Origin of the sequence: Streptomyces sp. CB02056 (assembly GCF_001905545.1) — a bacterium.
Lineage (GTDB): Bacteria > Actinomycetota > Actinomycetes > Streptomycetales > Streptomycetaceae > Kitasatospora.
Genome location: NZ_LIPD01000011.1, coordinates 292756 through 306959, shown reverse-complemented (window position 1 = coordinate 306959; position 14204 = coordinate 292756). Strand labels below are relative to the sequence as shown.

1 protein-coding gene is annotated in these 14204 nt (G+C 78.5%); it reads right to left on the bottom strand.

Annotated features, from left to right (window positions below):
- Window positions 1-42 precede the first annotated feature (42 nt).
- On the bottom strand, window positions 43-13959 hold the full coding sequence (locus AMK13_RS29185; protein ID WP_074004775.1) for a type I polyketide synthase: 13917 nt from the start codon (window positions 13957-13959) through the stop codon (window positions 43-45).
- Window positions 13960-14204 lie beyond the last annotated feature (245 nt).

Here is a 14204-nt window from a genome sequence, read left to right as displayed (position 1 = left end):
TGGGCAGCGCTCGGGCGGCCCGCGGGAGGGTCGGCGGTACGGTCATTCGATGCCGAACTCCTTGCCCAGGAGGTCGAAGACCTCGTCGTCGTCCGCGGCGGCGAGGCGCTCGGAGACGTCCTGGCCGGCGGCGGTGCCGGCGCCGTTGCCGCCGCCGGTGGCGGGGCCGCCGGCGCGGCGCTGGAGTCGTTGCCACTTGGCGCTCAGTGCGGCGAGCTGCGCCGCGACGGCCTCCTCGTCCCCGTCCGTCCCGTCGCCGTCCTCGCCGAGCCGGTCCAGCAGGCCCGACAACGAGGCGTCCAGCCGGTCGAGTTGGGTGCGTACGGAGTCCGGGCCGGCGCCGAGCTCGCGCAGCAGGTGCGCGGCGAGGGCGGCGGACGTCGGGTACTCGAAGACGACGGTGGAGGGCAGGGTGACGCCGGTGGCGGCGGCGAGCCGGTCGCGCAGTTCGATGGCGGTCAGGGAGTCGAAGCCGAGGTCCCGGAAGGCGCGTTCGGCGTCGATGTCGGCGGTGCTCCCGTGCGACAGCACCAGGGCCGCCTGGGCGCGCACCAGGTCCGTCACCGCGGCCGGCCGGCGGGCGGCGGGCAGGGCGAGGACGGTGCGGGCGAACTCGGGTGCCGTGCCGCCGTCGGCCGGGCCGGCCGGTTCGGCCGCCGGGGCGGCCGCTTCCGGCAGGTCGGCGAGGAGCGGGCTCGGGCGGTGCAGGGTGAAGGCGGGCGCGAAGGTCCGCCAGTCCACGTCGGCGATGGTGACGAGCGCGTCGCGTCCGTCCATGGCCTGGCCGAGCGCCCGGACGGCGGTGCCCGGGTCCAGGACGCCCAGGCCGTGCCGGACGGAGGACCGGGCGCCGGCGCCGCCGTCGGCCCAGGGGCCCCAGGCGACCGAGGTGGCGACCTGTCCGCGGGCCCGGCGCTGCTCGGCGAGGGCGTCGACGAAGGCGCTGCCCGTGGCGTAGCCGGGCACCAGGGCGCTGCCCCAGGTCGCGGCGACGGAGGAGAACAGGACGAAGTCGTCCAGGTCGAGGTCGGCGGTCAGTTCGTCGAGCCAGCGGGCGCCGGCCGACCGGGCGCCGGCGACGTCGGCGAGTTCCCGTGCCGTGGTGTCGGCGACGGCGGTGGCCTGTCCGGCGCCGACGGCGTGCACGACGCCGCGCAGGGCGGGGCCGCCGTCGGCGGTGATCTGCCCTAGCAGGCCGCCGAGTTCGGCGCGCCGGGTGGTGTCGCAGGCGGCGATGGACAGGGCGGCGCCGGAGGCGGCGACGTCGGCGGCGAGCCGGGCGACGTCGGCGGTCAGCGGTTCGCCGGCGGCGAGGACGACGCGTTCGGCGCCGCGCCCGGCGAGCCAGCGGCCGACCTCGGCGCCGATGGCGCCGGTGCCGCCGGTGACCAGGACGGTGCCGCGCCCGGGCCGGGGGGTGGCGGCGGCCGCGGCGGCGCGGACCAGGCGGCGGGCCAGGATGCCCTGCGGGCGCAGGGCCGTCTGGTCCTCGGCGACGGCGCCGGACAGCAGGGCGGCGAGCCGGGTGCCGGTGCGGTCGTCCCAGGCGCCGGCGGGCGGCAGGTCGACCAGTCCGCCCCAGTGCCCGGGGTGTTCGAGGCCGGCGACCCGGCCCAGTCCCCAGACCTGGGCCTGGGCGGGGCTGCCGCTCTCGCCGGGGCCGGTGGCCACGGCGCCGGAGGTGAGCACCCACAGCGGGGTGCCGGGGGCGCCGGCGCCGAGCTGCTGGATGAGGTCGAGGGTGGCGGCCACGCCCCGGGTCATGGTCGGGTGCCCCTGGTCCGGGGACTCGTCCAGGGCGAGCAGGGAGACCACGCCGGCGGGCGCCGGGTGGGCGGCGAGAGCGGTGCGGTCGGCGTCCGGCAGGGTGCGGACGTCGGTGGCGCCGTGCTCGGCCAGGGCGCGGGCGACCTTCCGGGCGGTCTCCGGGTCGGCGGCCGCGCCGACCAGCAGCCAGCTGCCGGTCAGTTGCGGGGGCGCGGGGTGCTCGGCGGTCCGGGTCCAGGTGATCCGGTAGCGCAGGCCGGTCAGCGCGTCGTCGGGCGCGGGGGCGGCGGGCCGGGCCGGTTCGGGCCAGTAGCGGCTGCGCTGGAAGGCGTAGGTGGGCAGGTCGACGAGGGTGCCGGGGCCGTGCACGGCCGCCCAGTCGACGGGTGCGCCGGCCACGTAGGCGGTGGCGAGCGAGGTGAGCAGGCGGCGGGCGCCGCCGTCCTGGCGCCGCAGCGTGCCGGTGACGACCGCGGCCTCGCCGAGGGTGTCCCGGACGGCGCCGGTCAGCGCGGGGTGCCCGGACACCTCGACGAACACCCGGTGCCCGCTGTCGCCGAGGGTCCGTACGGCCCGTTCGAACTCGACGGTGCCGCGCAGGCTCGCGTACCAGTAGTGGGCGTCCAGCTCCCGGCCGTCCTGCCACTGCCCGGTGTACGCGGAGACCAGCGGGACGTCGGCCGCGCGGGGCTCGATGCCGGCGAGCGCGGCGAGGATCTCCTCGCGCAGCTCCTCCACCTGGGGGCTGTGCGAGGCGTAGGCGATCGGGACGCGGGTGGTGCGGCAGGTGGGCGGGCAGGCGGCGGCGAACTCGTCGAGCGCGTCGGGGTCGCCGGAGACCACGCAGGAGCGGGGGCCGTTGACGGTGGCGAGCGCGAGCCGTCCCTCGAAGCCGGCGAGCCGTTCGCGCACCGTGTCGGCGGGCTCGGCGACGGAGAGCAGGCCGCCGCGTCCGTCCAGGGTGCGCAGGGCCCGGCTGCGCAGGGCGGCGACCTTCGCGCCGTCCTCCAGGGTGAGGGCGCCGGCGACGGTCGCCGCGGCGATCTCGCCCAGGGAGTGGCCGACGACCGCGTCCGGGGAGACCCCGGCGGCCTGCCAGACGGCCGCCAGCGCCACCGAGACCGCCCAGACGGCGGGTTGGAGCACGTCGGCGGCGAGGAAGTCGTGCTCGCCGGCCAGGACATCCGCGAGGTCCCAGTCGACGTACGGGCTCAGGGCCCGCGCGCACTCGTCCAGCCGGTCGCGGAAGACCGGTGAGACCTCGGCGAGTTCGCGGCCCATGCCGATCCACTGGCTGCCGTGGCCGGGGAAGACGAACACGGTGCGGCCGGTGCCGCCGGGCGCGACGGAGCCGGTGACGGCGTCGGGCGAGGACTGTCCGGTGGCCACCGCCGCGGCGGCGGGCAGCAGTTCGGCGTGGTCGGCGCCCAGCAGCACGGCGCGGTGGTCGTGCGGCGGGCGGGTGGTGGCGAGCGACCAGGCCACGTCGCCGACCGGCAGGTCGGGGCGGGCCAGCGCGGACTCGCGCAGCCGGCCCGCCTGGGCGGCGAGGGCGCGCGGGTCGCGGGCGCCGACCGGCCAGGCGACCGGTCCACCGGTCAGCACCGGGGCGGGGCCGGCGTCCGGCGTCACGGGCGCGGGCCGGGCGGGGGCCTCCTCGATGATGACGTGGGCGTTGGTGCCGCTGACGCCGAAGCTGGAGACGCCGGCCCGGCGGGGCCGCTCGCCGTCCGGCGCCCAGGCGACGGGCCGGTGCAGCAGGGCGACGTGCCCGGCGGTCCAGTCGACGTGCGGGGTCGGGGTGTCGGCGTGCAGGGTGCGCGGCAGCTGTCCGTGCCGCAGGGCCAGGACGATCTTCATGATCCCGGCGACGCCGGCGGCGGCCTGGGTGTGGCCGATGTTGGACTTCACCGAGCCCAGCCACAGCGGCCGGTCGGCGGGCCGGTCCTGGCCGTAGGTGGCGAGCAGGGCCTGGGCCTCGATCGGGTCGCCGAGTTCGGTGCCGGTGCCGTGCGCCTCGACGGCGTCCACGTCGGCGGCGGTGAGGCCGGCGCCGGCCAGCGCGGCGCGGATCACCCGCTGCTGGGAGGGGCCGCTGGGGGCGGTGAGCCCGTTGGAGGCGCCGTCCTGGTTGACGGCGCTGCCGCGGACCACGCCGAGCACCTGGTGGCCGTTGCGGTGGGCGTCGGAGAGCCGTTCGACCGCGAGGACGCCGACGCCCTCGGCCATGCCCATGCCGTCGGCGCCCTCGCCGAAGGCCTTGCACCGGCCGTCGGCGGCCAGGCCGCGCTGCTGGGAGAAGCCGACCAGGTCGCGCGGGGTGGGCATCACGGTGACGCCGCCGACCAGGGCGAGGTCGCACTCGCCGGCCCGCAGCGCCTGGGCGGCGGAGTGCAGGGCGACCAGCGAGGAGGAGCAGGCCGTGTCGACGGTGAACGCCGGGCCCTCCAGGCCGAGGAGGTAGGAGACCCGGCCGGACAGCACGCTGGTGGCGGTGCCGATCATGGCCTGGCCCTCCAGGCGGTGGTCGGCGTGGCCGGCGGCGCGGGCGGTGAGGTGGTCGTAGCCGGAGCCGAAGCCGCCGACGAACACACCGGTACGGCTGCCACGCAGGCCGGTGGGGTCGATGCCGCCGCGTTCCAGGGTCTCCCAGACGACCTCCAGCAGCAGGCGCTGCTGCGGGTCCATGGTGACCGCCTCGCGCGGGCTGACGCCGAAGAAGGCGGCGTCGAACTCGGCGGCCTCGTGCAGGAACCCGCCCTCGCGGGCGTAGAAGGTGCCGGGCCGTTCGGCGGTGGGGTCGTAGAGGGCGGCGAGGTCCCAGCCCCGGTCGGTGGGCAGGCCGGTGACGGCGTCCTGTCCGGCATCGAGCAGCTGCCACAGCTGCTCGGGGGTGTGGATGCCGCCGGGCAGGCGGCAGCCCATGGCGACGATCGCGACCGGGTCGGCGAGCGGGTCCGGGCCGGTGGCGCGCGGTGCGGCCGGGGCGGCGGTGTCCGCGCCGTCGCCGACCAGCCGGGTGCGCAGGTGCGCGGCGAGCACCTGCGGGTCCGGGTAGTCGTACAGCAGGGTGGCGGGCAGCGGCAGGCCAGCGGCGGTGCTGAGCCGGTTGCGCAGTTCGACGGAGGTGAGGGAGTCCAGGCCGAGTTCGCTGAAGGCGCGGCCGGGCTCGACGTCGGCGGCCGAGGCGTACCCCATCACGGTGGCGGCCTCGTCCCGGACCAGGTCGCAGAGCAGCCGGTCCTGCGCCTCGGCGGAGGTCAGCGCCGACAGCCGGACGGCCAGCGGGTGCTCCGGCTCGGCGGCGCGCGGCGCCGGGTCCGCGGCGTCGGCCGCGTCGGCGGCCCGGATCTCGGGCAGGTCGCGCATCAGCGGGGCGCGGCGCAGCTGTTCGGGGCCGCGGGCGGTGGCCATCGCGGCGAAGTCGACGGCCATCAGCGACAGTACGGCCAGCCGGGGGTCGGGGTCCTCGACGGCGGCGGCGAGGGCGCGGACCGCGTCCTCGGGCTCCATCAGGACCTCCCACTTGTTGCGGGCGAGCCGCCGGCGGGCGCCTTCGCTGGCCTGGCCGACGCCGCCGCCCGCCCACGGGCCCCAGGCCAGCGAGGTGGCGGGCAGGCCGCGGGCGCGGCGCTGCTCGGCGAGGGCGTCCAGGTAGGCGTTGGCGGCGGCGTAGTTGCCCTGGCCGCCGTTGCCGAAGGTGGCGGAGATGGAGGAGCAGAGGACGAAGGCGTCGAGGTCCAGGTGGGCGGTCAGCTCGTCGAGGTGGGCGGCTCCGCCGGCCTTGCCGTCGAAGGTGCGGGCCAGGCGGGCGGCGTCCAGGCGGTCCAGGACGCCGTCGTCCAGGGCGCCGGCGGCGTGCAGCACGGTGGACAGGGCCGGTCCGGTGGCGGCGACGCGGTCGAGCACGGCGGCGAGCGCGGGGCGTTCGGCGGTGTCGCAGGCGAGGACGTCCACGGCGGCGCCGGCGGCGGCGAGTTCGGCGGCGAGCGCGGCGGTGCCGGCGGCGGCGGGGCCGGAGCGGCTGGTGAGGACGAGGCGGCGGGCGCCGCACTCGCGGGCGAGCCAGCGGGCGGCGTGGCCGCCGATGTGGCCGGTGCCGCCGGTGACGAGGACGGTGCCGCGGGGGGCGAGCGGCCGTCGGTCGGCGGGGCGGGGCGGCCTGGGGGCGTGGGCGAGGCGGCGGGGCCGCAGGCCGTCGGCGCGCAGCGCGACCTCGTTCTCGTCGCGGGCGGCGAGGACGGCGGCCAGGCGGGCGGCGGCCCGCTCGTCCCACTGCCCGGGCAGGTCGACCAACCCGCCCCAGCGGTCGGGGTGTTCGGCGGCGACGGTGCGGCCCAGGGCCCAGACGGGGGCCTGCTGCGGGTCGGCGGCGCCGGTGCCGGGGTCGGTGGTGACGGCGCCGGCGGTCAGCAGCCACAGCGGGGCGGGGACGGCGGCGTCGCCGAGGGCCTGGACCAGGGCCAGGGTGGCGGCGAGGCCGCGGGCCACGGCGGGGTGGGCGGCGAGCGGGGCGGTGTCGAGGGCGAGCAGGGAGAGCACGCCGGCGGGCCGGGCGCCGTCCAGTGCGGCGGTGAGCCGGCGCGCGTAGTCGGCGCGGTCGGCCTCGGCGGTGTCCAGCTCGACGGTGACGGTCCGGGCGCCGCGCTCGGCGAGGGCCGCGGCGCAGGGGTGGACGGGGTGTCCGGCGGGGGTGAGCACCAGCCAGGTGCCGGTGAGCAGCGCGGGGGCGGGCTCGGGGGCGTGGGCCCACTCGGCGAGGAAGCGCCAGTCGTCGGTGGGGTCGGCGGCCGGGCCGTGGGCGGCGGGGGCGGCCGCGGCCGGGCGGGCCGGCGGCCAGAAGCGGCGGTGCTGGAAGGCGTAGGTCGGCAGTTCGACGCGCCGCGCGGCGTCCCGGACGTCGGCGGGGGCGGGCAGCACGGCGGTCCAGTCGACGGGCAGGCCGTGGACGTAGGCGGTGCCGATCGAGCGCAGCAGCCGGTCGGCGCCGTCGTCGTCGCGGCGCAGCGTGTCGATCACCAGCGGGTCGGGCAGGTCGGTGCGGGCGGCCAGCGTCTCCTGGACGGCGGGCAGCAGCACCGGGTGGGCGGAGACCTCGACGAAGGTGCGGTGGCCGGTGGCGGCGAGGGCTTCGACGGCCTCGGCGAAGCGGACGGTCTGCCGGACGTTGGCGTACCAGTACCGCGGCCCCAGCTCCTCGCCGTCCACCAGCCGTCCGTGGACGGTGGAGAACAGCGGGACGGCGGCGGGGCGCGGCCGGATGTCGGCCAGCAGCCGCGGCAGGGTCTCCGCCAGCGGCTCGCACAGCCGGGAGTGCGCCACGAAGTCGGTGACGGGCACGCGCCAGCGCATCGCCTTGCGCTTGCGCAGCACGCGTTCGAACTCGACGAGCGCGTCGGGTTCGCCGGAGACGACGGTCGTGGCGGGGGCGTTGACGGCCGCGACGGCGAGCCGGTCGCCGAAGGGTTCCAGGAGTTCGCGCACCAGCTCGACGGGCAGCACCACGGAGAGCATGCCGCCCTCGACGCCGAGGCCGGTCAGCGCGGCGGCGCGGACGGCGACGATCCGGGCGGCGTCCTCCAGGGTGAGCGCGCCGGCGACGGTGGCGGCGGCGATCTCGCCCTGGGAGTGGCCCACCACCGCGTCGGGGACGACGCCGGCCGCCTCCCAGACGGCGGCGAGCGAGACCATCACGGCCCAGAGCAGCGGCTGCATGACGGCGGCGCCGTCGGGCGCGGGGGCGTCGGGCTCGCCCGCGAGCACGGCGTGCGGGTCCCAGTCGACGTACGGGCGCAGGGCCCGCGCGCACTCGGCGAACCGGGCGGCGAACACCGGCGACTGCGCGGACAGCCGTCGGCCCATGCCCTCCCACTGGCTGCCCTGGCCGGGGAAGACGAACACCCTCCGGTCCTCGCGGGCGGCGCTCTCGCCGGTGAGGGCGTGCTCGGTGTCCTGGCCGGTCATCAGGGCGGCCAGGCCCCGGCCGAGTCCGGCGGGGTCGGCGCCGACGACGACGGCACGGTGCTCGAAGGGGCTGCGGGTGGTGGCGAGCGCCCGGGCCACGGCGGCGGGCGGCGGGGTGTCGGCGGCGAGGGCGTACGCGTGCAGGCGGCCGGCCTGCGCGGCCAGGGCGTCCCGGCCGCGGGCGCTGACCGGCCAGGCGGTGACGTCCGTACCGGCGGCGAGCAGCGGCGGTCCGGCCGGGGCGGCCGGGTCGTCCTGCGGCGGGTCGGCGGGGGCGGGGAGGTGTTCGGGGGCCTGTTCGATGAGGACGTGCACGTTGGTGCCGCTCATGCCGAACGCGGAGACGCCGGCGCGGCGCGGCGCGTCCTGCGGGGTCGTCCAGGGCCGCTGCTCGGTCAGCAGCCGTACGGCGCCGGACTCCCAGTCGATCTCCCGGGACGGCTCGTCCGCGTGCAGGGTGCGCGGCAGCGTGCCGTGCCGCATGCCGAGGACCATCTTGACGAGGCCCGCGAGGCCGGCGGCGGTCTGGGTGTGGCCGATGTTGGACTTGGCGGAGCCGAGCCACAGCGGCCGGTCGGCGGGGCGGTCCCGGCCGTAGGTGGCCAGCAGGGCGTGGGCCTCGACGGGGTCGCCGAGGGGGGTGCCGGTGCCGTGCGCCTCGACCGCGTCGATCTGGTCGGGGGTGAGGCCCGAGGCGTCCAGGGCGGCGCGGATCACGCGCTGCTGGGAGAGTCCGCTGGGGGCGGTGAGGCCGTTGGAGGCGCCGTCCTGGTTGATGGCGGTGCCCCGTACGACGGCCAGCACGGGGTGGCCGAGGCGCCGTGCGTCGGAGAGCCGTTCGACGGCGATGGTCGCGGCGCCCTCGGACAGGCCCATGCCGTCGGCTCCGGCGGCGAAGGGCTTGCAGCGGCCGTCGGGGGCGAGGCCGCGCTGCCGGGAGAAGCCGACCAGCTGGCTGGGGGTGGACATCACCATCACGCCGCCGACCAGGGCGAGTTCGCACTCGCCCGCGCGCAGCGCCCGGCCGGCCAGGTGCAGGGCGACCAGGCCGGAGGAGCAGGCGGTGTCGATGGTGAGGGCGGGGCCCTCCAGGCCGAGGGCGTAGGCGACGCGGCCGGAGATGATGCTGCTGGAGTGGCCGGTGACGAGGTACCCCTCGGCGGCCGGGTCGCCGTCGGCCAGGCCGTCGCCGTAGCCGGTCAGGGTGGCGCCGGCGAAGACGCCGACGGGGGTGCCGCGCAGCGATTCGGGGGCGATGCCGGCGCGTTCGAGGGCTTCCCAGGAGGTCTCCAGCAGCAGGCGCTGCTGGGGGTCCATGGCGAGGGCCTCGCGCGGGTTGATGCCGAAGAAGGCGGCGTCGAAGTCGGGGGCGTCGTGCAGGAAGCCGCCGCGGTGGGTGACGGACTTGCCCTGGCGGGCGGGGTCGGGGTCGTAGAGGTCCGGGTCCCAGCCGCGGTCGGTGGGCAGGCCGCCGATCACGTCGGCGCCGGAGGCCAGCAGGTCCCAGTACTGGTCGGGGGTGGTGACGCCGCCGGGGAACCGGCAGCCGATGCCGACGATGGCGAGCGGCTCGTCGGGGTCGGCGGCGGCGCCGTCCCGGGCGGGCGCGGCGGCGTCGGTGCCGGCGCCGGTGCCGAGGGCCGTCGCGGCGAGGTGGGCGCCGAGCGAGGCCGGGGTGGGGTGGTCGAAGACGATCGTGGACGGCAGCCGCAGGCCGGTGGCCGTGGCCAGCCGCTTGCGCAGTTCGACGGCGGTCAGCGAGTCGAAGCCCAGGTCGCGGAAGGCGCGCTGGCCGGCGATGTCGCCCGCGTCGCGGTGGCCGAGGACGGCCGCCGCGTGGGAGCGGACCAGGTCGGTGGCCAGGCGCTCCTGCTCGGGGGTGCCGGCGGCGCCGGCCAGGGCGCGGGCGAAGTCGTTCCCGGTGGTGTCCGCGCCGTCGGCGGCGGCCGTGGGCGCCCCGGTGGCGGCCGCGCCGCCGTCGAGGGCCCGGCGGGCGGCGGGGATGCGGTCCAGCAGGGCGCTGCGGCGGGCCGCGGTGAACACCGGCGCGAAGTCGTCCCAGGCCATGTCGGCGAGGGCGAGGTAGGGGCCGGTGGCGCCGGCTCCGTCGGCGAGGAGGCGGCCGAGCACGTCCAGCGCGCGGTCCGGGTCCAGGAACCGGGTGCCCTGGCGGCGCAGCACGTCGCCGGTGATGGTGGCCGGCCCGTGCGGGCCGAAGGCGTCCGGTGCGGTCCAGTCGCGGGTGTCCCACACGCCCCAGCCGAGCGAGAGCGCGCCGGCGCCGCGTGCCGCGCGCCGCTCGGCGAGCGCGTCGAGGTGGGCGTTGGCGGCGGCGTAGGCGCCGTGCTCGGCGCTGCCCCAGGCGGCGGCGATCGACGAGAAGAGGAGGAACTCGTCGGCGTCGGTGACCAGTTCGTCGAGGTGGTCGGCGCCGGCCGCCTTGCCGGCCAGGGAGGCGGCCAGGCCCTCGGGGTCGGTGTCGTCGAGGCGGGTGAGGTGGAAGGCGTTGGCCGCGTGCAGCACGGTGGACAGCCGCGGGCCGGTGGCGGCGACGCGGTCGAGCAGGGCGGCGAGCGCGGAGCGGTCGGCGAGGTCGCAGGCGAGCACGTCGACGGCGGTGCCGGCCTCGGCGAGGGCGGCGGCGTGGGCCGCGAGCCGCGGGCCCGGCCCGGAGCGGGTGGGCAGCACGAGGCGCGCGGCGCCGCGGCCGGCCAGCCAGGCGGTCAGGTGCGGGCCGATGGAGCCGGTGGCGCCGGTGACGAGCACCGTGCCGCGCGGGGACCAGCCGCCGTCCGGCCCGGCCGGGCCGGGGGCGGTGCGGGGTGCGTGGACGAGCCGCCGGGCGAAGGCCCCGGCGCGGCGCAGCGCCAGCTGGTCCTCGGCGCCGTCGGCGAGCACGGCGGCCAGCCGGGCGGCGGCCCGCTCGTCCCACTGCTCGGGCAGGTCGACCAGTCCGCCCCAGCGGTCGGGGTGCTCCAGCGCGGCGACCCGGCCGAGCCCCCAGACCTGGGCCTGGACGGGGGCGGGCGGGGCGTCGTCGGCGGCGACCCGGACGGCGCCGCGGGTGAGCGCCCAGAGCGGGGCGTCGATCCCGGCGTCGCCGAGGGCCTGCACCAGGGCCAGGGTGGCGGCGGTGCCGTGCGGGACGGCGGCGGTTGCGGGCGGGGCAGCGGGTGCGCCGGGCAGCGGCCTGGGGTCCAGCGCGAGCAGCGACAGCACGCCGGCCGGCTTCGCGGGCGCCCCGGGGAGGGCGGCGAGCGCGGCCGTGAGCTCGGCGGCGAGCGCCTCGCGCAGCACCGCGTCGGTGCGCAGCACGACGGCCTCGGCGCCGTGCGCGGTCAGGGCCTCGACGTGCCGGGCCGGGTCGCCGTCCTCGCGGGCGACGACCAGCCAGGTCCCGGCCAGGGCGGGGGCGGTGGGGCCGAGCGGCTCCCAGGCCGTGCGGTAGCGCCAGCCGTCCTCGGCGGCGGTGACCGCCGCCTGCGGCGCGGCCTCGACCCGGCGGGGCCAGTAGCGGCCGCGCTGGAAGGCGTAGGTGGGCAGGTCGGCCCGCTCGGCGCGGGGCAGGACGGCGGTCCAGTCCACGGGCGCGCCGTGGGCGTACGCCTCGCCGAGGGAGGCGAGCAGCCGCGCGGCGCCGCCGTCGTCGCGGCGCAGCGTGCCGACGACCACGGGGTCGCGGTCCGCCAGTTCCTCGCCGACGGCCATGGCCAGCACGGGGTGCGGGGACACCTCGACGAAGGTGTCGTAGCCGTCGTCGCCGAGCGTGCGCACGGCACGGGCGAACTCGACGGTCTCGCGCAGGCTGGCGTACCAGTAGGCGGGGTCGAGCTCCGGCCCGGCGAGCCGGCGGCCGTCCATCGCGGAGACCATCGGGATCCGGGCCGTGCGGGGCTCGATCCCCTCCAGGGCGGCGGTGACGTCCTCGCGCAGCTCCTCGACGTGGGCGCTGTGCGAGGCGTAGTCCACCGGCAGGACGCGGGTGCGCACGTCGGGGTGGAGCGCGGCCAGCTCGTGCAGCGCGTCCGGGTCCCCGGCGACCACCGTGGCGGACGGGCCGTTGACGGCCGCGACCGACAGGCGCTCCCCGAACGGCTCCAGCCAGCCGCGGACGGTGTCGGCCGCGCCGTCGACGGCCATCATCCCGCCGCGCCCGGCGAGGGCGGTCAGGGTCCGGCTGCGCAGGGCGACGACCTTGGCGGCGTCCGCCAGGGACAGGCTCCCGGCGACGACGGCGGCGGCGATCTCGCCCTGGGAGTGGCCCACCACCGCGTCGGGGACGACGCCGGCCGCCTCCCAGACCGCGGCCAGCGAGACCATCACGGCCCACAGCGCGGGCTGCACGACGTCGGCGGCCTCGAAGCCGTGAAGGCCCGCCAGCACATCGTCCAACTGCCAGTCCACGTACGGCGCGAGGGCCTCGGCGCACTCGGCCAGCCGGGCCGCGAACACCGGCGAGGCCCCGGCCAGCTCGCGGCCCATCCCGACCCACTGGCTGCCCTGGCCCGGCAGGACGAAGACCGTCCGGCCGGTGCCCTCGGCGCGGGTCTGCCCGGTCACGACGTCCGCGGCGGGCTCCCCGGCGGCGAGCGCGGCCAGGCCCCCGGCCGACTCCGGGTCCAGCAGCACGGCGCGGTGCTCGAAGGCGGTCCGGGTGGTGGCGAGCGACCAGGCCACCTCGGCGGCCCGCGCCCCTGGGCGGGTGGCGAGATGGGCGGAGAGCTTGCGGGCCTGCGCGGCCAGCGCCTGCGGGGTGCGCCCGGACAGCACCCAGGCGCTCGACCCGGGCAGGACGGCCGGGGCGGCGGCCCGCGCCGGCTCCGCGGCCGGGGCCTGCGGCTCGGGCGCGTCCTCCAGCACCAGGTGGGCGTTGGTGCCGCTGATGCCGAACGCCGAGACGGCCGCGCGCCGGGGGGTGTCGTCCGCGGGCCGGGGCCAGTCCACCGGCCGCTGCAGCAGCCGCATCCGGCCGGCCGTCCAGTCGACGTACTCCGAGGGCCGCTCGGAGTGCAGGGTGCGGGGCAGCACGCCGTGCCGCAGCGCCATCACCATCTTGATCACACCGGCGACACCGGCCGCGGCCTGGGTGTGGCCGATGTTGGACTTCACCGAGCCCAGCCACAGCGGCCGGTCGTCGGCGCGGCCCGCCGCCTGCCCGTAGGTCTCCAGCAGGGCCTGGGCCTCGATCGGGTCGCCGAGCCGGGTGCCCGTCCCGTGCGCCTCCACGGCGTCCACGTCGGCCGCCGTCAGCTGGGCGTTGTCCAGGGCGGCCCGGATGACGACGCGCTGCGAGCTGCCGTTGGGCGCGGTCAGCCCGTTGGAGGCGCCGTCCTGGTTGACCGCGCTGCCGCTGATCACCGCCAGGACGGGGTGCCCGTTGCGGCGTGCGTCCGACAGCCGCTCCAGGACGACCATGCCGGCGCCCTCGCCCCAGCCCGTGCCGTCGGCGTCCGCCGAGAAGGGCTTGCAGCGGCCGTCGGCGGCCAGGCCCTGCTGGCGGGAGAACTCGCGGAACAGCACCGGGGAGGACATCAGGGTCGCGCCGCCCGCCAGGGCCAGGTCGCACTCCTCGGCGCGCAGCGCCTGCACCGCCAGGTGCAGGGCGACCAGGGAGGAGGAGCAGGCGGTGTCCACCGTCACGGCGGGGCCGACCAGGCCGAGGGTGAAGGAGATCCGGCCGGAGAGCACGCTGTTGGCGGTGCCGGTCAGCAGGTGGCCGGTGGCCTCCGCGAAGTCCAGTCCGGCGTCGCTCCCGTAGGCCGCGGCGGAGGAGTAGACGCCCGTGAACACGCCGGTGCGGGAGCCGTGCAGGGTGGCCGGATCGATGCCGGCGCGCTCGACGGCCTCCCAGGAGGTCTCCAGCAGCAGCCGCTGCTGCGGGTCCATGGCGAGCGCCTCGCGCGGGCTGATCCCGAAGAAGGCCGCGTCGAACTCGGCCGCCTCGTACAGGAAGGCGCCCTCACGGGTGGTGGAGCCCGGCAGGTCGGGCGAGTCGTAGAGCCCCGCGGTGTCCCAGCCCCGGTCGGCGGGGAAGCCGGCGACGGCATCGGCGCCGTCCGCGACCAGCCGCCACAGCGCCTCGGGGCTGTCGACGCCGCCGGCGTAGCGGCAGCCCATGCCGACGACGGCGATGGGCTCGTGCCTGAGCCGGTCCAGTTCCGTCCGGGTGCTGCGCAGTTTGGCCGTCACGACCTTGAGGTAGTCGCGAAGCTGCTGTTCGTCGGCCATGGCGGCCCTGCTCCCCCCGTAGTGAACTGCGAGTCGACGTGCTGACCGCGCGCGTGCACGACGAGCGCGGCCCTGCCACTGGAGTACGTGTTCTTCACGGTGCTGCCACCGCACCGCTCCCGCCGGGCGGGCGGGCACGCGGAAGACCGCGGCCGACCGCTCCTCGCGGCGGCCGCGCTCCTCCCCCGGTGCCCGGCGGTGCTGCGGCGCGGATCCCGCGCGGTTGCCGCGGGAACGGCGCCCGG

Coding starts and splice junctions, on each gene's coding strand:
- AMK13_RS29185 (WP_074004775.1), bottom strand. CDS start 13,959: ATGGCCGACGAACAGCAGCTTCGCGACTACCTCAAGGTCGTGACGGCC.